A 17,596-nucleotide genomic window follows, 5' to 3' on the forward strand; every position below is an offset into this window, starting at 1 on the left:
CTCACATCTCCTGGAAGCGGGCGAGTCGGGTGAACAGCGGGTCGGTGCCGAGCAGTTCGCGGTAGGTGCCCTCGGCGGACACCCGTCCCCGGTCCAGCACGCAGATCCGGTCGGCGGTGCGGATGGTGCTCAGTCGGTGAGCGATCACCAGGCGGGTGCGGTCGAGGCCGGCGACGGCGTCGGCGACCCGCTGCTGGGTGGCGTTGTCGAGTGCGGAGGTGGCCTCGTCGAGCAGCAGCACGGCGGGGTCGCGGACCAGTGCGCGGGCCAGCAGCAGGCGTTGCACCTGGCCGCCGGAGAAGCCCTGCGCGTCCTCGCCGACCCGGGTGCCGAGCCCCATCGGCAGGGCGCGCAACTCCTCGGCGATTCCGGCCAGTTCGGCGGCGTGCCAGATCCGGTCCTGGTCGATGTCGGGGTCGGCGCCGGCCAGGTTCTCCAGCAGCGAGCCGCGCAGCATCCGGCCGTGCTGGAGCACCGATCCGACCTGTCTGCGCACCAACCGGGCGTCCAGCGTGGCGAGTTCGCGGCCGTCGTAGCGGACCGCGCCGGACTCGGGCTGCTCGAAGCCGAGCAGCAGCCGGATCAGGGTGGACTTGCCCGCCCCGGACGGCCCGACCACGGCGACGAACTCGCCGGGCTCGGCGTGCAGCGACACCCCGTCGAGCGTGGGCAGGGCGCTGCCCGGGTAGCGGAACGTGACGTTCTCCAGGGCGAGTCGGCCCTTCAGGCGGCCGGGGTCGGCGAGCTGCCCGGAGCGGTTGGTCTCCGCGGCGGCCGGCTCGGCGAGGATCGGGCGCAGCCGCTCCAGCACGGGGGCGACGCCGAACGCGCCGGCCGCCGCACTGGTGAGCTGGCCGAGCGCCAGGGCGACCTGCCCGGCCGCCACACCCGCCGCGACCAGGTGCCCGGCCTCCGGGGTCGGGCCGAAGGTCGCCCCCGCCAGCAGCACCGCCAGCAGCAGCGGCTGAAGCGCGGTGGTCAGCGCCCCGGCGGTGGCGTCGGAGCGCATCGCGGCGGCGTCGGCGCGCTTCTGTCCGGCGAACGGGGTCGCCCAGCGGGCGAAGGCCTGGATCTCCCGTCCGGCGGTCTGGATCTTGTCGATGCCCAGCAGCAGCCCGTACAGCACCCCTTGGAGCTGCCCGTGCGCCTCGAACACCTGCGACTCGAACTCCTGGCGGCGACGGCCGAGCAGCAGCAGCACGGCCGTCACCGCCAGCACGGCGAGCAGCAGCAGCCCGCCGAGCCGCCAGTCCACCAGCAGCAGCACCGTCAGACCGGTGACGGCGAACACCGCCCCCAGGACGGCTCCCACCAGGACCTCCGAGAGGGCCTGCCGGGCCTGCGCCACCGCGTTCGCCCGGTGCACCAGATCACCCGTGGTGAAGTCGCGGAAGAACCGCGCGTCCTGGGCCAGCAGCCGGTCCCAGACGGCGGGTTCGAGCGCGTGCTGCACCCGGCTGGTGAGCCGGACGGCCGCGGTGTTGCGGACCAGCGTGAGCAGCCAGGACGCCACCACCGCGGAGCCCAGCAGCACGGCCAGCCAGCGCACCGGGTGCCGTTCGGCCAGCAGCAGGCCGGGCAGCAGCACTCCGGTGGACAGCGGGACGAGCAGGCCGAGCAGCGCCGAGAACAGCCCCGCCACGCTCAGCACCGCGAGGTCCCGGCGGGCACCGGGCACGGCGAGGGCGAAACGCAGCAGGGCTCCCGGGGTCGGGCGACCCGGTGGCAACGGCGGGTACAGCAGCAGCGCCTGGCGGCCAAGGGCTGGTGCGCGATCCGCTCGGGCCGAGGCCCGTGCGGAGCCCGGGTCGAGGCGGCGGTGCCGCCCGGCCCGGGGGATCAGGGCGATCGGCCGGCCGTCCTCGGCGGCGAACGCCACCATCGGTCCGGCCGTGCCGCGTTCGTCCCCGCCGTCCAGCGTCACGGGCCGCCAGCGCACCCCGGCCCGGCGCAGCAGCGCGGTGACCGGATCGGCGGCGTCCCGCACGGCGGCGGGGATCTCCTCGGGAACGGCCACTCCCAGTGCCCGCAGCACCTCCCGCGCCTGGTCCGCGCGGTGGCGCGGCGCGATCGGCGAGGTGTCGCCGCGGCGCGGGAGGGTGTGCGGGCCGGTGGTGGCGGCGGTTCCCAGTTCGGCCAACGCGGCCGCGAGTGCGGTCCGGTTGGCTGCCGCGGTGGCGTCGACCCGGGCCGCCGGGTCGCGCTCGGTGTCCGCCGCGGCGGTCTGTGCGCCGGCCCGGCGGGCGGCGTCGGCGGGTGCGGTGACGGTGCTGCTCATGCCTGACCCTCCGTTCGGGCGGGAGTGCGGGTGGTGGTGCGGCGCGCCGGCTTGCCTGCGCCGCTGCCGGGTTCGGCCGAGGCCGCTCGGCGGGCGCGGCGGGCTCCGGTGGTGGACGCGGCCTGCGGCCGGGCCTTGCGCGGCGGCGCGGCGGCCTCGCCGCTCGGGCTCGGGCCGGCTTTCCGCCCCGGCTTCTCGCCGGGCACGGGCGCCGCACCTTCGGCCGCCCCGGCCTTCCGGCCGGCCTCGCGCAGCAACTCCCGGTACGGGCCGGGCTGTTCGGCGAGCTCGGCGGGCGGGCCCTGCTGGACGATGCGGCCGCCCTGGATGACCACGACGCGATCGGCGGCCTGGATGGTGCTGAGGCGGTGAGCCAGCACCAGGCAGCTGATGCCGCGGCGGCGCAGGTGCTCGTTGACGGCGGCCTCGGTGTGCGCGTCGAGTGCGCTGGTCGCCTCGTCGAGCACGACCAGGGCCGGGTCCAACGCCAACGCCCGTGCGATCTCCAGGCGTTGGCGTTCGCCGCCGGACCAGTTGCGGGCGTCCTCGTCGATCCGGGCGTCCAACCCGCCGCGCCTGCGGACGAGTTCGGCAGCCTCCGCGTCGGCGAGGGCCCGGTGCAGGGCGTCCTCGCCGGCGGCCGGGTCCCAGAGCGTCAGGTTCTCCCGGACGGTGCCCTCGAAGAGCCGCAACTGCTGCTCTACGTAGGCGACTTGACTGGTGACGACGCCCCGGTGCCAGTCGTCGCGGGGTCGCCCGTCGAGCAGCACCTCGCCCTTCCAGGGGCGCAGGACGCCCGCGGCCAGCCGGGCCAGCGTGGACTTGCCGCTGCCGGAGCCGCCGACCACGGCGACCCATTCGCCGGGGGCGATCCGCAGCGAGATGCCGGAGAGCGCGGGCGGCCGGTTCGGGTCGTAGCCGAACTCCAGGTCGCGCAGCTCCAGTTCGCCGCGCAGCCGGACCGGTTCGGCGGGGCTGTCGAGCACCGGCGCGAGGTACGGATCGACCTCACTGGTCCCGATGTCCTCCAGCAGCGCGTTCTGCGCCCGGGCCACAGTGAATTCGCTTCCGATGCCGACCAGTTGGGAGACCGGCAGGAGAAACCCGTTGAGCAGCAGCAGGAACGCCAGCAGGGTGCCGAAGGTGAGCGAGCCGGCCAGCAGCAGTGCCGTTCCGGCGACCACGGCGACGGCGGCGGCGGCCGAGTTGAGCGCGCCGGGCAGCGAGAGCGGCACCAGGACGGTCTCGGCGACCCGCTGGCCGGTGTGCGCGGCCCGGGCCTGCCAGCCCGCCCAGGACCGGAACAGCGCGTCCTCCGCGCCCTCCGCCTTGACGGTCTCGATCGCCGACACCCCGGCGAACGCCACCCCGTCGCGCTTGTGCCCTTCGGCGTGCAGCCGGTGGATCATGCCGCCGCGCCGCCGGTCGGCGGAGCGCAGCGCGAGCGCGTCCAGTGCGGCCACCGCGACCGGGATCGCGGCGAGCTTCGGCGCCAGCCAGAGCAGCGCGCCCAGGTGCACGGCGGCGGCGGCCAGCGAGGACGCCGCACCCGCGACCCGGTAGGACAGCAGGTTCGCCAGGCCGTCGTTGAGCTGCACCCGGGTGACCAGCCCGCCGAGCTGCCGGCGGTGGAAGAACGCGCCCGGCAGCCGGAGCATCTTCCACAGGAACGCGGCGGAGCTGCGGGCGGCCATCGCCTCCAGCACCCGGTTGACCAGCGCGGACCGCAGCCGGTTGCCGGCCAGTACCAGCCCGGCGACGGACAGCCCGGCCAGGGTGAGCGGCACCGCCCAGCCGGACGCGCCGCCGTTCACCACCGCCGCGAGGTAGCTGCGCAGCAGGAACGCGCCCGCCACGCCCGGCACCGTCATCAGCATGCCGACCAGCACGGCGGCCAGCAGCGGCCCGGCGTAGGGCCGCAGGCGCGCGCCGAGGGCACGCAGCAGCGGGAAGCGGCGGCCGCCGCGTTCGAAGTCCGGGCCGGGTTCGAAGCCGACGGCGATGCCCGCGAAGGAGTCCCAGAACTCCGCCGGGGTGGCCGAATAGGAGCCCAGCGACGGGTCGTTGAGGTACACCCGGCCGCGCTTGACGCCCTCGAACACCGCGAAGTGCGGTCCGGTCACCAGCACCATCGACGGCACCGGCACCTCCCCGAGACCGGCCAGCCGGTCGTCCCGGCGCACCACCCGGCGCCCCCGGGCCAGCAGCCCGTACCGCCCGGCGGCCCGCGCGACCGCGGCCGCGCTCACCCCGTCCCGGCTGACCCCGCAGGCCCGGGACGCCTCGTTCAGGGTCACCCGCCGCCCGAACGCCCCCAGCACCACGGCCAGGCAGGCGGCCCCGCAGTCCTGTTCCTCCATCTGCGGGACGACGGGCGTGCGGAGGTAGCGGCGGCGCTTGGCCGCCGACTTCCTGGACGGTTCGGCCGGCCCGGGGGCCGCGGCACCGCCGGTGTCGCGCTGCGCCGTCGTGGGCGGCTCCACGGTGTCGGCCGCGGTGGGCTTCATCGCTTGGCCTCCTTCCCGAGGACGGCCTGGTACGGGTGGCGGCTGCCGAGATCGACCCGGACGTCCAGGGCCAGCGGGCCGGCCAACGGGAGGTCCTGCGGCAGGTGGGCGTACGCCACCCAGACGGGGGCGGAGCCGGTGGGCAGACCGGGGACGGCGACGGGCAGGGTGCCGTCGAGGGTGTCGGCGCGGACGGGGAGCGGGTCGATCCGGTCGAGGACCGCGTCGGCCGTTCCCCCGCCGGGCACCGGCACCAGCACGCGCCGGCCGGGGGCGAGCTTCGCCGCGTCCTTCGGATCGGTGAGCAGCAGCCGGACGGTGGCCGGTGCGTCGGCCCGGTCCAGCGCCAGGACGGGTGTGCCGGGGGCGAGTTGGGCGCCGGGCGCGGCCAGCAGGGCGCTCACCGTGCCGGCGGCGGGGGCCGTCAGTTCGCTCGTCCCGTCCGGGCCGGCGAGCTGCGCCAGCACCTGGCCGGACGTCACCTGCTGGCCGGGGCGGACCCGGAAGGCGAGCAGGCTGCCGGGGTGCTCGGCAAAGACCCGCACCGGCGCGGTGCCGTGCGCGGCGACCGCGTGCACGGTCAGGGTGTTCGGGAGGGTGCCCCACACCGCCCAGCCCGCGCCCGCCCCGACGGCCAGCACCAGCGCGGCACCGGCCAGCCACAGGCGGGCGCCGATCAGCCGCACCGGCTGGTCGAGTCCGGGCTCCAGCACGGCGGCGGCCCGCGCGGCGGCGACGGCGGCGGTCTGCGGCCCCTGCTCCGTACGGGGCTGCGTCACGGCGCTCACGCCGCCACCTCCGCAAGCTCGGTCCGCGGCGGGCAGGCCACCGGCAGCTCGCGCACCCCGCCGAAGGCGAACTGTTCGTGGCGGCGGGCGGTGGCGTCGGTCAGGGTGGTGCTCAACTCCCGTACGGCGTCCGCCTCGGCGAGGCCGCGCAGCACGGCCGCGCCCGCGATCAGCGAGAGCGGGGCGCCGAGGCAGTGGTGCGGGCCGTGGCCGAACGCGAGGTGCTGGCGCTCGGGCCGGTCCGGGTCGAAGCGGTCGGGGTCGGCGTAGCGTCGCGGGTCCCGGTTGGCGGCGGCGTACAGCAGCATGGCGACGCTGCCGGCCGGGAGGACGGTGTCGCCGAGCACGACCTCGCGGGTGAGGGCCCGCGCGCTGGCCCGCACCGGGCTGCCGAGGCGCTGGGCCTCGTCGAACACGGCGGCGGCGAGCGCGGGTTCCGCGCGGACGCGCGCGGCCAGGCCGGGCGTGTGGATCAACTCCCAGGCGGCGAGGGCGAGTCCGGAGGTGAGTGTCTCCAGTCCGTTGGCGAGCAGCATCACCACGAAGGCGAGCAGTTCCTCGCTGTCCAGTCGGCCCTCACCGCGCGCGACGGTCAGCCGGCTGATCAGATCCTCGCCGGGGTCGGCGGCCCGGGACGCGCACAACTCCTCGACGTAGGACCGGAATTCGGCGAACTCGACCTCCCCGTCAGGGTCCTGCGAGCCCCCGCCAGCGTCCTGCGAGCCCCCGGCCGTGGGCGGGGCGGCAAGCAGGGAGCGGGCGACCAGCGCGGCCCAGCCGGTGATCCGGTCGTGCTCGGAGTCGGGGACGTCGAGGATGGCGCAGGAGACGGCGACCGGCAGCGGGACGGCCAGGTCGGCGACGAGCTCGAAGGAGCCGGAGGCGATCAGCGGGGCGAGCAGCCGGGCAGCGGTGGTCTCGATCCGCTCGCGCATCTGCTCCAGCCGGCGGTGGCTGAACGCGGCGGTGGCGAGCCGCTTGAGCCGGGTGTGGTCGGCGCCGTCGCGCATCGGCAGCATCCGGTTGACCACCTTGAGCAGGGCGGTGTTGCCCGCCCGGGGCAGTCCGACCGCGGTCGGGTCCACGTGACTGCCGGGGTTCATCAGGACGGTGAGGATCTCCTGGTGCCCGGAGACCACGTACAGCGGGCCGAGGTCCAGGACGGGCGCCTCGGTCAGCAGCCGGCGGTACAACGCGGGTGGGTCCTGCTGAGCGGCGGGCTGCTGGATGAACCGCGTCAGCTCGTGCCGGAGGCTGTCCATGGCCCGGCTCTCCTTCAATCTGGCGGTGCGACTGGGTGGTTGGGGCCGGGTGGGGTGCGGGGGTGGGCCGCCGGAGAGCGGACCACCCCCGCACAGGACCCGAATTACTCGGCGGCGACCTCGGCGGCGGAGTTGGAGATCGAGCCGAAGCTCGACACCGGGCAGGCGGCGCAGAACAGGGAGGAGACGGAGACGCCACCGTTGACGGTGTCCAGCTCCTCGACCTCGATGTCGAACTGCTCGTCCTTGTTGATCTGGTTCTCGGCCATGGGAATCTCCCTCGGTTTCGCGGCGCCGACCCGCTTCTCGGGTCGGTCACCTCGGTCTGTTCTTTTCTCGCCCTTTTCGCTTTCCCGGTTTCGCTTTCTCCGGTTCCGCTCTCGGCGATGTCTCAACTATGACCGAGTTCCGAAAACCCGTGCAGTAGGAGATGTCAGATTCCCGGGAGCGTAAATGTCACTGCCCGAGATGACATTTTGCACATACTCCGACCTGCGATGATGCGCTACTTGCAGATCCTCGCACGCACCCGTCACGCTGCATTCATGACACCTCTTTCCGAGAATTGTCCGGCCGTGGAGGTCGTGGATCTGCGGCGCAGTTACGGCGACTACGAGGCGGTGCGCGGCATCTCCTTCTCCATCGCCCGCGGTGAGCTGTTCGCTCTGCTCGGCACCAACGGCGCGGGCAAGACCACCACGCTGGAGGTGCTGGAGGGCTACCACCCGCCGACCTCCGGCCGGGTCCGGGTGTTCGGCCTGGATCCGTTCACGGCGGGCACCCGGGTGCGCCGGCGCACCGGCACGATGCTCCAGGAGGGCGGGTTCTTCAAGGAGTTGACGGTGCGGGAGACCGTCGACTGCTGGCGCACCTTCACCAGCCGGGCCCGGCCCACCGCCGAGGTGCTGGCCCGGGTGGCGCTGGAGCCGAAGGCCGGCACCCGGGTCGGCCAGCTGTCCGGCGGCGAGCGCCGCCGGCTGGACCTGGCGCTGGCGGTGCTGAACGACCCCGAGCTGCTGTTCCTGGACGAGCCGACCACCGGCATGGACCCGGAGGCGCGCCGGGCCACCTGGCGGCTGGTCGAGGAACTGCGGGCGGGTGGCACCACGGTGGTGCTGACCACCCACTACCTGGAGGAGGCCCAGCAGTTGGCCGACCGGGTGGCCATCATGGACGGCGGCGTGATCGCCGCCGCGGGCACCGTCGACGAGGTGCTGTCCGGCCGCGGCGACCTGATCACCCTGCCGCTGCCGCCCGGACGCACGCTTGCCGCCCTCCCCGAACTGCTCGGCACCGCCCCGTCGTTGGCGGACGGCCGGGCCGTGTACCGGGTCCCGCGCTCGGCGCCCGCGCTGGCCGCGCTGCACGCCTGGTCGGCCGCGCAGGGCATCGAGCTCGACGGCCTGGAGGTCCGCTCCAGCTCCCTGGAGGACGTCTTCCTCGACCTGGCCGCCGCCCACCACCACACCTCCACCGCCTCCCACTCCGCCACCGCCACCGCCACCGCCACCGCCACCGCCACCGCCACCGCCACCGAGGGAGCGTCCCGATGAGCTGGTTCACGTACGCCAAGGGCCAGTTCGGCCTGTCCTGGAAGGTGTTCTGGCGCAACCGGCGGTCCACCTTCATCGGGTTCCTGCTGCCGGTGCTGCTCAACCTGGTGGTGGCCGCGCCGCTGCGGGAGAAGCAGATCGGCGGGGTGAACGCCGCCGGGTACGTGGCGGTCGGGCTGCTCGGGCTGGCCCTGGTGACCTCGTTCGTCAACCTGCTGGGCAGTGTGGTGGCGCGCCGCGAGGAGTTGGTGCTCAAGCGGCTGCGCGGCACCGAGTGCCCGCCGAGCGCGGTCTTCGCCGGGCAGTTGGGCGCGGGCGCGGTGGTGGTGCTGATCCAGGCGCTGGTGCTGGGCGGCGTCGCGGTGGGCTGGTTCGGCGCGCCGCTGCCGGCCGACCCCGGGTTGCTGCTGCTCACGCTCCTCGTCGGCTACCTGCTGTTCTCGGTCCTGGCGGTGGCACTCTCCGGGCTCACCCCGACCACCGAGACCGCACCCCTGGTCGCCACGCCCGTCCTGGTGCTCTGCATGTTCGGGGCGGGCGTGTTCACCCCGGTCTCCGCCCTGCCCGACTGGCTGCACGGCCCGGCGAGCGCCCTCCCGCTCTCGCCGGTGATCCGCGGACTGCGCACCGCCTGGTTCGGCCGCGAGTTCGGCACGGAGAGCTGGACCGGCGGCCCCCTGCCCGAACTGGACCTGCTGCACGGCTGGACGTCCGCCGCCCCGTCCCTGCTCCTGGTCGCCGCCTGGCTGGCCGCCGCCTTCGCCCTCTCCCGCCGCCTGCTCCGCTGGGAACCCCGCCGCGGCTGACACGCCACCTGACCGGAACGCCCGACCGAAACGCCCGACCGGCCCGTCCCCGCCGTGAACCACCCGCCACCGCACGGGAGTTCAGGGCGCGGCGGGCCGTCGTCATGCCTGGCCCTCCGGCCTCGGCACCTTCCTCCCGGGCCTCCATCACCGTTTCCGGGCGCCCACCCCGAGGAGCGCGCGCCGCGCGAGGAACGTGATGGTGCGTCAACCCGGCCCGACGTACTCTTCGTTGGTCAATCACCGTCTGCCGGCGCAGGGAGAGCCTTCGCCGCAGTCGAGACCGGAGGCGCCGCGTTGACCCCCAGCACCACCCCGACCGCGAAGGTCGACTTCTACTTCGACCCGGCCTGCCCCTTCGCCTGGATCACCTCGCGCTGGATCCTGGAGGTCCAGCAACTCCGCGAGCTGGACCTCAGGTTCCGCGTGATGAGTCTGTACGTGCTGAACGAGGGCCGTGACCTCCCGGACTGGTACCGCGAGTTGGTGGACAACTCGCTCGCCCTCACCCGGATCTGCACCGCCGCCGCGGCGCAGCACGGCGAGGAGGTGCTGGCTCCGCTGTACACGGCCCTGGGCACCCGCATCCACAACGGCGGGAACAAGGACTTCCCCGCTGTCGCCGCCGAGGCCCTCGCCGAGGTCGGCCTGCCCGCGGAGCTGCTCGGCGCCGCCGGGACCGACCAGTGGGACGAGGCGCTGCGCAAGAGCCACCACGAGGGCATGGACCCGGTCGGCGAGGACGTCGGCACCCCGACCATCCACATCGACGGGGTGGCCTTCTTCGGGCCGGTGCTGAACTCGATCCCGCGCGGCGAGCAGGCCGCCGCCCTCTTCGACGCCGCCCGGACCTTGGCCGGCTTCCCGGACTTCTTCGAGCTGAAGCGCACCCGCACCGGATCGCTCAACTTCGACTGACCGGCGAAGCCCCCCGCACCCACGAGCAGAAGGAGACCGCCCGATGACCGTCATCATGACCGCCGGAGAGTTCCTGGCCCTGCACGACCGCACCGAGCCCGCAGACCCGCTGGTCCTTCCCAACGTCTGGGACGCGGTCAGCGCACGGGCGTTCGCGGACGCCGGTTTCACCGCGCTGGCGACGTCCAGCTCGGCCGTCGCCGCCGCGCTCGGCTACCGGGACGGCGAGGACACCCCCGCCGACGAGATGTTCGCCGCGCTGAAGCGGATCACCCGCTCGGTCGGCGTCCCGGTGACCGCCGACATCGAGGCCGGCTACGGTCTCTCCCCCGCCGAGATCGTCGAGCGCCTGCTGGAGGCCGGGGTGATCGGCTGCAACCTGGAGGACTCCACCGCCGCCACCGGGCAGCTCAAGGACCCGGCGCAGCATGCCGGTTGGCTCGCCGAGGTGCGCTCCGCCGCCGGCGACCGTCTGGTGCTGAACGCCCGGGTGGACACCTTCCTGTTCGGCGACCACGCGGTCGAGTCCGCCGTCGAGCGCGCCGCCCTCTACCTCGACGCGGGTGCGGACGTGATCTACCCGATCCTCGCCCCCGAGTCCGCCATCCCCGATCTGGCCGCCGGCATCGGGGCCCCGCTGAACGCGCTCTGCCATCTCGACACCACCACTCCGGCCCAGCTCGGCGCGCTCGGCGCCGCCCGGGTCACTTACGGCGGCTCGCTCCAGAAGCACTCGGCCGCCGATATCACCGCCCTGGCCCAGCGCCTCGCCCCGCAGTGACCTCGCGGTGAACCCGCAGTGACCAGGCAGGCCGCAGGCCCTCCGCCCGGATCGGGGCGGCGGGCCTGCGCCGCTTCAGTCCTGGTCGCCGCCCGGAGCGGGCAGCGCGTGGCGTGAGCGGTGGTGGCCGGGCGCATCGGCCGCGGTGTGGAAGCCGACGAGGTGCACCTGATCCATCACCACGGTCGCCCTGCCGCTGATCTCCGTCAGCTGGTCGAGGAAGCGTTCGATCCCGACCGGGCTGTCGATGACGGTGACGACGATCGGTACGGCGTCGGTCAGGCTCAGGATCCGCGTGCTGTGGATGCGCCCGTCGGGGCCGATGCCTTCGATCGCCCGGGTGGCGTGGGCGTATGCGATTCCGGCCTGTTTGGCGCGCCGAATGATCTCGTGGCTGAGCGGGGTGTGCCGCCAGAGGGTTCCGTCGGGGAAGGAGATGGTGAGGCGGGTGGCCGGCGAGGTGGTCCAGGCGTTCGGGCGACCGGCGTCCTCGGCGGTCGGTTCCAGCGGTCGCACAGCCCCTCCCTGCCAGCTGTCACCCTTCCGGATGCCGGAACGGTGTGTGCCATGCTTCGCCGCCCCGCCCGGGAGGACAAGTGCGCCATCAGAGCTGCACCATCGGGCAGCTCGAAAGTGCAGGCCTCAAGGTGCACCTACTCGAGGGGCGCGTCCCTGGCGGAGGATCGCCGAGTGCCTATCGAGATCGAACGGAAATTCCTGGTCACTTCCCTCCCCGACCCGGCGGCGACGGCCGACCCCGTGCCGGTCAGGCAGGGCTATCTGGCGCGCGGGACCGGCGTCTGCGAGGTTCGGGTGCGGCAGCAGGGAGAGGAGTTCAGTGTCACCGTCAAGCAGGGCAGCGGACTTGAGCGGATCGAGTACGAATCCCCGCTGACGGCAGCCCAGTTCGCGGAGCTCTGGCCGGCCACCGACGGCGCCCGGGTGGCCAAGCGGCGCAGCCTGGTCACCCTCCCGGAGGGCGTCGCCCAGCTCGACGTGTACGAGGGTCACTTGGCGGGCCTGATGACGGTCGAGGTCGAGTTCGAGGACACCGGGGCGGCGGCGGAGTTCGTGCCGCCGGCCTGGTTCGGGCGCGAGGTCACCGGCGAGCGCGCGTACGCCAACCAGAACCTCTGCGACGCGGATCCCCGCACCGGCGGGGGCGCTCCGGTGCCCGGCACCGAACGAACGCTGGTGCTGCTCAAGCCGGACACGCTGGCCCGCGGACTGGCGGGCCGGATCATCGCCCGCTTCGAGGACGCCGGCCTGCGGATCGTCGGGGCGAAGATGCGGTGGATGGACGCGGATCTCTGCCGTCGCCACTACTTCGACCTGGCGGAGCGGCACGGGGATCAGGTCTACGCGATGACGGCCAGGTTCATGCAGCAGGGGCCGGTGATCGCGCTGGCGCTCGAGGGCTTCGACGTGGTGGCGACCATGCGGAAAATGCTGGGCCACGCGTTTCCGAGCGAGGCGGCCCCCGGCACCATCCGGGGCGACTTCTCGCACCACAGCCCGGCCGCGACGCTCGCCACCGGCAAGGGCGTCGCCAACCTCGTCCATGCCTCGGCCAACCGGGCCGAGGCCGAGCAGGAGATCGAACTCTGGTTCAGCAAGCCGGAGTTGTTCGACTATCCGACAGCAGCCGGGGCCTTCAGCGGCTGAGTCGGATGGGCTGCCAGGAGTCGCGTGTGGATTCTGTGCCACACTTGCGCGGATTAACGGATAGTGTAACGATCGTCACAGGGTGGGTGTTTGACGAGGACACGCCGGGGGATGTGGCAGTGGTGGGTGTGACAGGACGATTCTTCCGGTCCACCTGCCCGCGCCACTGTCGCAGTGATCCTCGCCGTTCGCCGTGAGCCCCTGCCAGTCGGCGCGTGTGCGCACCTCGGTGACGCATGCTCCCGGCCACCGCACGCCAGCCCGACCGGCAGCGCGCGGGCAAGTCGCCCTGCTGAACCACCGGCCAACAGTCAGTCGGCGTCCATCAAGTGCACCTCACCGGAAAGCGCTTGGTCACCCCCAGGACGATGAGGGACACGTGTCTTACCCAACACCACAGAACGTCCAGTCCGGGCTGAACACGACAGGCCAGAGCGCCCCCCGCGCCGGCGGCCTGTCGGTCCTCTGGCTCGCGCACGACGACATCTCCTACTACGGGCTGCCCACCCTGCTGGGCCAGGTCCCGGCGATCGGCCGGGCCAAGGTGCTGCGCAGGGCGGACGAGGCACAACACCTTTCGGAGAACGAGCAGTTCGACGTGTGCGTCCTGCCGTTGAACTCCCGGGTGGACTGCCTCGGACCGGTCCTGCCGCACCTCCGCAGCCGAACCAAGCTCCTGATCACCCTCCCCAACGAGCAGCGCGCACGCCTGATCCAGGCCACCGCACAACCGGCGGACGGCTACCTCCTCGGCTTCGACCTCACGGTGGCCGACCTGCAGAACACCTTCGAGAAGCTGCTCAGGGGCGAGATGCCGCTGCCCGCTTCGATGGCCCGGGAACTGATCGCCCAACGCGGCCGGACCGGAAACCTCCGCAGCCCCGGCCGGCTGACCGAACGCGAACGCGCGGTCCTCACCCTGCTGGCGCAGGGGCAGGGGAACCAGCAGATCGCCAGTTCGCTCGGGATCTCGATCCACGGCGCGAAGCGCCATGTCTCCAACCTGCTGGTGAAGTTCGACTGCAGCAACCGGACCGAGATGGCCCTGGCCGCCGTCGACCTCGGCATCGTCTCGGCAACCTGATCCCGCCGCGAGCTCGCCCGTCCCGCGCTGAGTTCCGCCCGTCCCGCCTGGTGGCCGCTGCCGATCGTCCACGCGTGCGACTACCAGGTGGGACGAGCCGAGACTCCGCCGTCGACCACCAGGTTGTGCCCGCTGATCCACTCGGCGAGCGGTGAGGCGAGGAAGACGCAGGCGTTGGCCACGTCGCTCGCCCGGCCGAGCCGCCCCAGCGGTACGGCCCGCTGCCAACGTTCCACGCCCTCGGGCCAGTTCTCGGCGAGGCCGTCCCGGTCGATCAGCCCGGGCGAGACGCTGTTCACGCGCACTCCCGCCGCGCCGTACTCCAGTGCGGCCGCCCGGGCGTGCATGATGATCGCCGCCTTGGACGAGGCGTAGTGCGCGTGCCGAAGCGCCGGCTGGGTGCCCTCGATGGACGCGATGTGGGTGACCGACCCCCCGCCCTGTCCGCGCATGACGGCGGCAGCCGCCTGGGTGCAGGAGAAGACGCTGCTCAGATTGGTGTCCACCACGGCCCGCCAGTCGGCGAGTTCCATCCCGGCCAGATCCTGGGTGGGTTGCAGCCCCGCGTTGTTGACCAGGGCGTCCAGCCGGCCGAAGCGCTCGACCGCGGCCTGCACCAGGTGCCGGCACTCGCCCTCCTGGCCCAGGTCGGCACCGACGGCGAACGCCGCGCCGCCCTCGTCCTCGATCGCCCGCACGACGGCTTCGGCGGCGCCCGCCGCCGTGCGGTAGTGCACCACGACCTTCGCCCCCGCGAGGGCGAACTGCCGGGCGATGGCCCGGCCGATCCCGCCCCCGGCGCCAGTCACCAGGGCGACCTGACCGCTCAGGTCGGGAAGCCGAAGAGAGTCTGCCACGGGCTCAGCCTTCCGGTCCGTCGTTGACGAGGTCCTCTGATTCGCCGACGAGGAGGTCCGGCGAGGCATCCGCGGGATGACGCAGCGGCTGGCCCGGGCGGCAGAGCGCCCGGATCCGGTCGGCCAGCCGCGGATACCGGGCGCAGAGCTCGTCGGCCTCCCCGCCCTCGTAGTCGGTGGCGACGAACCCGGGCGCCATCGTGCAGCCGAACAGCGACCAGTCGCCGCCCGGGGCCACCGATCCGCCCATCCAGGTGCCGCCCGGGACGATCAGCTGGACCTGCTGGCCGTTCAGCACGTCGGGACCGAGCACCACGACGTCACCGCTGCCGTCCGGGTGCAGGAGGACCATCTCGACCGGCGCGCCCAGGTAGTGGTGCCAGACCTCGTCGCCGGGGAGGCGGTGCATGGCGGAGAACGTGCCGTCCTCCGCCGAGAGCAGCACCATGATCGCCGATCCGGCCGCCCGCCCGTCCTGCTGCGGAGCGCCGGACCAGGTGCGGCGGAAGAGGCCGCCCTCCAGCGGCATGGGGTTCAGTCGGAAGTGCTCGGCGAGCTCCGCGGCCGTGGGTTTCTGACTGTCGCTCATGCATCCGTTCCATGGCCGGGCCCGGCCCCCGGGCGGGGCGGGATGGATCAGGTCATTCGAAGCTCGGGCGGCAGGTGGTCCCAGAGATTGAGGTGGAGCAGGCGCCACCGCCCGTTCTTCCAATCCAGCGCCACGATACCGCTGTTGTAGATCTGAAAGCACGTCAGATCGGTCTGCGCGATCACCCGCAGCACGGTCTTGATCAGCCCGCCGTGGGTGACGGCCAGGACCGGGCCGTCGATCTGTTCGCTCAGCTCCGCGAGTTCGGCCAGCGCCTCCCCGGCCTGCTTCTGGAACCGGAGGTAGCGCTCGGAGAGCCGGTACCCGGCGGGCACCGGCTCGAACGGAGCCGGTGCCCGCGGCAGCTCGTCCACCACGTGGAACGGGGCCTCCGCCAGGGTGGGTTGGATCTCCACCGGAAGGTCCAGTGCCCGGGAGAGGTGGCCGGCCGTCTCCTGCGCGCGCTTCAGCGGGCTGGTGCGGAGGGCGGCGACCTCCAGCCGGCCCTTGTGGTCGAGGGCCGGGTGGTCGGCGAGCCAGGCGGCGAGCAGCTGTGCCTGCCGGTGCCCGGTGTCGCTGAGCGGGGTGTCCAGGTCGTCGCTCGGATCGAGCTGCCAGGTCGACTGCCCGTGCCGGGCCAGGTAGATCTTCATATCGCCTCTCCGTCCGCTCGGTCTGCTCGCCATCCGCCCGCCGTCCGCCCGCTGTCGTCGGCTCAGCGGTTGCCCATGCCCAGGGCCTTGGCCGAGCGCTGGTACTTGATGTCCGCGGTCACCCGGGTGTCGAACCGCTTGCAGAGGTTCTCGGACAGGGTCTTGATCAGCTCGACCACCCGCGGGTCCTTGGCCACCTCGGGGTCGATCCGCGGGTAGATCGCCAGCTCGACCTCGCTGACCGGCTTGACCTCGCGCTCGGCCTCCGGAAGGCGGAGGTTGCTGACGAACGCCCGGTCGATGCTGCACCGGAGCGCGTCGCGCTTGTCGAGCCAGACGAAGAACGTGTAGCGGTAGTCGTCCAGCTTCAGGGCCGGGAACAGCTCCTGGGGCGGGATGCCGTAGTTCTCCTCCAGGTGCCGGCCGGGGTGCTCGATGTCGGTGCGGGCGAGCAGCCGCTTGACGACGGCCACGGCCTCGGGCGAGTCGGGGGCGGCCTGGATGGTGCGCTTCTCCTCGCCGTCGAAGACGTAGCGGTGGTCCTTGCGGACGTGGTTCTCGTCCTGTGCGGCCTTGAAGGCGCAGAAGGCGTGGGTGATCTTGTTGCAGGAAGTCCGCAGCAGCGCACCGGTGTTCAGGATGCGGAAGTCCTCGGTGTCGTAGTAGATCGCCGTGTTGAGCGGCGGGGTGACCCGCGCGTTCTCCTTCTCGGCGATCTGGGCGCCCGGCACCAGGTCGCCGATGGTCGCGGCCATGTCGTCCAGCCAGGCGTAGTAGTCCTCGTTGGAGACGGCGTCCATCTCGATCTTCAGGGCGAGCTGATTGAACACTACGAAGTCGCCCTTCTTGGTGTAGACGGCCTCGTTCTCCGGCATCTTGGGCGTGGTGGTCACGGTGTCACTTCCTTCGCTCGTCCCCCCGGTCTCCCGGGGAGGTGTCATGGTGGGTGGGAAGCCGGTGCCTTCGGATGTGCCTTCAGAGGTGCTTTCTGAGGTGCCTTCGGATCAGGGGAGCGGCAGGCCGGTGTCCACACCGTCGAGGGCCTTGCTGCAGAGGCAGTTCCGCTCGGCGGGGAGCTCGGTCACCAGGTCGAGGATGACGGTGCGCAGGCGTTCGATGTTCTCCGAGAAGACCTTGAGGACCTCCTCGTGGGTGACCCCTTCACCGACCTCCACGCCCGCGTCGAGGTCGGTGACCATCGCGATGGACGTGTAGCAGAGGCCGAGTTCGCGGGCGAGGGCCGCCTCGGGGTAGCCGGTCATGCCGACCACCGACCAGCCCTGGGCCGCGTGCCAGCGCGATTCGGCGCGGGTCGAGAACCGGGGCCCCTGGATCACGACCAGGGTCCCGCCGTCCTGCGGCTCCCAGCCGGCCCGGCCGGCGACGGCCACGGCCTGCCGCCGGCCGTCGGGGCAGTACGGGTCGGCGAGCGGGATGTGGACGACGTTGGGGCGCAGGCCGTCGGCCCGCGGCTCGCCGTCGTAGAAGGTCTGCTCGCGCCCGTACGTGCGGTCCACCAGTTGGTCGGGCACCACCAGGGTCCCGGGTCCGAACTCGGGGCGCAGTCCGCCGGTGGCGCAGGGGGCGATCACCTGGCGCACGCCCACCGACCGGAGCGCCCAGAGGTTGGCGCGGTAGTTGATCCGGTGCGGGGGGAGCGAGTGGCCGCGCCCGTGGCGCGGCAGGAAGGCCACCCGCCGGCCGGCCACCTCCCCGAGCAGCAGCTTGTCGCTCGGCGCGCCGTACGGGGTGTCGACCGCCACCTCGGTGATGCCGTCGAGGAGGGAGTAGAAGCCCGATCCGCCGATGACGCCTATCTCGGCGCCGTCAATTTCACTCATCAAATGCCCCATGG

The 17,596-nt window shown here is 73.0% G+C and carries 17 protein-coding genes; 6 read left to right on the forward strand and 11 right to left on the reverse strand.

Translation table 11 applies throughout. The features are described from left to right. Position 1 precedes the first annotated feature (1 nt). The 5 genes from ACZ6R9_RS09330 to ACZ6R9_RS09350 form a co-directional block, all read right to left on the reverse strand. Positions 2 to 2,278 (reverse strand): ATP-binding cassette domain-containing protein, encoded by a 2,277-nt coding sequence (locus ACZ6R9_RS09330; protein WP_465537419.1) that lies wholly within the window; start codon positions 2,276 to 2,278, stop codon positions 2 to 4. Then, the gene (locus ACZ6R9_RS09335) at positions 2,275 to 4,785 is read right to left on the reverse strand and encodes an ATP-binding cassette domain-containing protein (RefSeq protein WP_465537420.1); all 2,511 of its coding nucleotides are present in this window, start codon (positions 4,783 to 4,785) and stop codon (positions 2,275 to 2,277) included. Before ACZ6R9_RS09335 ends, ACZ6R9_RS09330 begins: the two co-directional genes overlap by 4 nt. Continuing rightward, positions 4,782 to 5,573, reverse strand: a complete 792-nt coding sequence (locus ACZ6R9_RS09340) for a biotin/lipoyl-containing protein (protein ID WP_380479566.1) — start codon at positions 5,571 to 5,573, stop codon at positions 4,782 to 4,784. Before ACZ6R9_RS09340 ends, ACZ6R9_RS09335 begins: the two co-directional genes overlap by 4 nt. Further along, positions 5,570 to 6,835 (reverse strand): cytochrome P450, encoded by a 1,266-nt coding sequence (locus tag ACZ6R9_RS09345; RefSeq protein WP_465537422.1) that lies wholly within the window; start codon positions 6,833 to 6,835, stop codon positions 5,570 to 5,572. The genes ACZ6R9_RS09340 and ACZ6R9_RS09345 overlap by 4 nt, the downstream gene beginning before the upstream one ends. Positions 6,836 to 6,939: 104 nt before the next feature. Beyond that, complete coding sequence (locus ACZ6R9_RS09350) at positions 6,940 to 7,104, reverse strand: hypothetical protein (protein WP_380479562.1); 165 nt, start codon at positions 7,102 to 7,104, stop codon at positions 6,940 to 6,942. Between the two features lie 276 nt (positions 7,105 to 7,380). Here ACZ6R9_RS09350 and ACZ6R9_RS09355 point away from each other — a divergent pair, with 276 nt between their 5' ends. The 4 genes from ACZ6R9_RS09355 to ACZ6R9_RS09370 all read left to right on the forward strand — a co-directional run bounded on the left by ACZ6R9_RS09355 (position 7,381) and on the right by ACZ6R9_RS09370 (position 10,893). Next, entirely contained in the window at positions 7,381 to 8,388 is a 1,008-nt protein-coding gene (locus ACZ6R9_RS09355) for an ABC transporter ATP-binding protein (RefSeq protein ID WP_465537702.1), read from the forward strand. Further along, positions 8,385 to 9,194 carry an ABC transporter permease gene (locus tag ACZ6R9_RS09360; protein WP_465537424.1) on the forward strand — a complete coding sequence of 270 codons (810 nt, stop codon included), beginning with the start codon at positions 8,385 to 8,387 and terminating at the stop codon, positions 9,192 to 9,194. Before ACZ6R9_RS09355 ends, ACZ6R9_RS09360 begins: the two co-directional genes overlap by 4 nt. Before the next feature lie 297 nt (positions 9,195 to 9,491). After that, positions 9,492 to 10,112 carry a mycothiol-dependent nitroreductase Rv2466c family protein gene (locus tag ACZ6R9_RS09365; RefSeq protein ID WP_465537426.1) on the forward strand — a complete coding sequence of 207 codons (621 nt, stop codon included), beginning with the start codon at positions 9,492 to 9,494 and terminating at the stop codon, positions 10,110 to 10,112. A 43-nt stretch (positions 10,113 to 10,155) separates the two neighbouring features. Next, the gene (locus ACZ6R9_RS09370) at positions 10,156 to 10,893 is read left to right on the forward strand and encodes an isocitrate lyase/PEP mutase family protein (protein ID WP_465537428.1); all 738 of its coding nucleotides are present in this window, start codon (positions 10,156 to 10,158) and stop codon (positions 10,891 to 10,893) included. A 75-nt stretch (positions 10,894 to 10,968) separates the two neighbouring features. Here ACZ6R9_RS09370 and ACZ6R9_RS09375 read toward each other — a convergent pair whose 3' ends face one another. Continuing rightward, positions 10,969 to 11,409 carry a DUF190 domain-containing protein gene (locus ACZ6R9_RS09375; RefSeq protein WP_465537430.1) on the reverse strand — a complete coding sequence of 147 codons (441 nt, stop codon included), beginning with the start codon at positions 11,407 to 11,409 and terminating at the stop codon, positions 10,969 to 10,971. Positions 11,410 to 12,063: 654 nt separating this feature from the next. Here ACZ6R9_RS09375 and ACZ6R9_RS09380 point away from each other — a divergent pair. Then, complete coding sequence (locus ACZ6R9_RS09380; protein WP_380479870.1) at positions 12,064 to 12,558, forward strand: nucleoside-diphosphate kinase; 495 nt, start codon at positions 12,064 to 12,066, stop codon at positions 12,556 to 12,558. 379 nt (positions 12,559 to 12,937) lie between these two features. Continuing rightward, positions 12,938 to 13,642, forward strand: a complete 705-nt coding sequence (locus ACZ6R9_RS09385) for a response regulator transcription factor (protein ID WP_465537432.1) — start codon at positions 12,938 to 12,940, stop codon at positions 13,640 to 13,642. An 80-nt stretch (positions 13,643 to 13,722) separates the two neighbouring features. Here ACZ6R9_RS09385 and ACZ6R9_RS09390 read toward each other — a convergent pair whose 3' ends face one another. The 5 genes from ACZ6R9_RS09390 to ACZ6R9_RS09410 form a co-directional block, all read right to left on the reverse strand. After that, positions 13,723 to 14,499, reverse strand: a complete 777-nt coding sequence (locus ACZ6R9_RS09390) for an SDR family NAD(P)-dependent oxidoreductase (RefSeq protein ID WP_465537434.1) — start codon at positions 14,497 to 14,499, stop codon at positions 13,723 to 13,725. A gap of 4 nt (positions 14,500 to 14,503) precedes the next feature. After that, the gene (locus ACZ6R9_RS09395) at positions 14,504 to 15,088 is read right to left on the reverse strand and encodes a cupin domain-containing protein (RefSeq protein WP_465537436.1); all 585 of its coding nucleotides are present in this window, start codon (positions 15,086 to 15,088) and stop codon (positions 14,504 to 14,506) included. 47 nt (positions 15,089 to 15,135) lie between these two features. Then, the gene (locus ACZ6R9_RS09400; RefSeq protein WP_380479547.1) at positions 15,136 to 15,741 is read right to left on the reverse strand and encodes a histidine phosphatase family protein; all 606 of its coding nucleotides are present in this window, start codon (positions 15,739 to 15,741) and stop codon (positions 15,136 to 15,138) included. Positions 15,742 to 15,803: 62 nt separating this feature from the next. Next, complete coding sequence (locus ACZ6R9_RS09405) at positions 15,804 to 16,634, reverse strand: hypothetical protein (RefSeq protein ID WP_380479545.1); 831 nt, start codon at positions 16,632 to 16,634, stop codon at positions 15,804 to 15,806. Positions 16,635 to 16,745: 111 nt separating this feature from the next. Then, positions 16,746 to 17,582, reverse strand: a complete 837-nt coding sequence (locus tag ACZ6R9_RS09410) for an S-methyl-5'-thioadenosine phosphorylase (RefSeq protein ID WP_380479543.1) — start codon at positions 17,580 to 17,582, stop codon at positions 16,746 to 16,748. Positions 17,583 to 17,596 lie beyond the last annotated feature (14 nt).

The organism is Kitasatospora sp. NPDC048662 (assembly GCF_055587065.1).

Coding starts and splice junctions, on each gene's coding strand:
- ACZ6R9_RS09410 (WP_380479543.1), bottom strand. CDS start 17,582: ATGAGTGAAATTGACGGCGCCGAGATAGGCGTCATCGGCGGATCGGGC.
- ACZ6R9_RS09330 (WP_465537419.1), bottom strand. CDS start 2,278: ATGAGCAGCACCGTCACCGCACCCGCCGACGCCGCCCGCCGGGCCGGC.
- ACZ6R9_RS09395 (WP_465537436.1), bottom strand. CDS start 15,088: ATGAGCGACAGTCAGAAACCCACGGCCGCGGAGCTCGCCGAGCACTTC.
- ACZ6R9_RS09335 (WP_465537420.1), bottom strand. CDS start 4,785: ATGAAGCCCACCGCGGCCGACACCGTGGAGCCGCCCACGACGGCGCAG.
- ACZ6R9_RS09400 (WP_380479547.1), bottom strand. CDS start 15,741: ATGAAGATCTACCTGGCCCGGCACGGGCAGTCGACCTGGCAGCTCGAT.
- ACZ6R9_RS09355 (WP_465537702.1), top strand. CDS start 7,381: ATGACACCTCTTTCCGAGAATTGTCCGGCCGTGGAGGTCGTGGATCTG.
- ACZ6R9_RS09350 (WP_380479562.1), bottom strand. CDS start 7,104: ATGGCCGAGAACCAGATCAACAAGGACGAGCAGTTCGACATCGAGGTC.
- ACZ6R9_RS09360 (WP_465537424.1), top strand. CDS start 8,385: ATGAGCTGGTTCACGTACGCCAAGGGCCAGTTCGGCCTGTCCTGGAAG.
- ACZ6R9_RS09370 (WP_465537428.1), top strand. CDS start 10,156: ATGACCGTCATCATGACCGCCGGAGAGTTCCTGGCCCTGCACGACCGC.
- ACZ6R9_RS09345 (WP_465537422.1), bottom strand. CDS start 6,835: ATGGACAGCCTCCGGCACGAGCTGACGCGGTTCATCCAGCAGCCCGCC.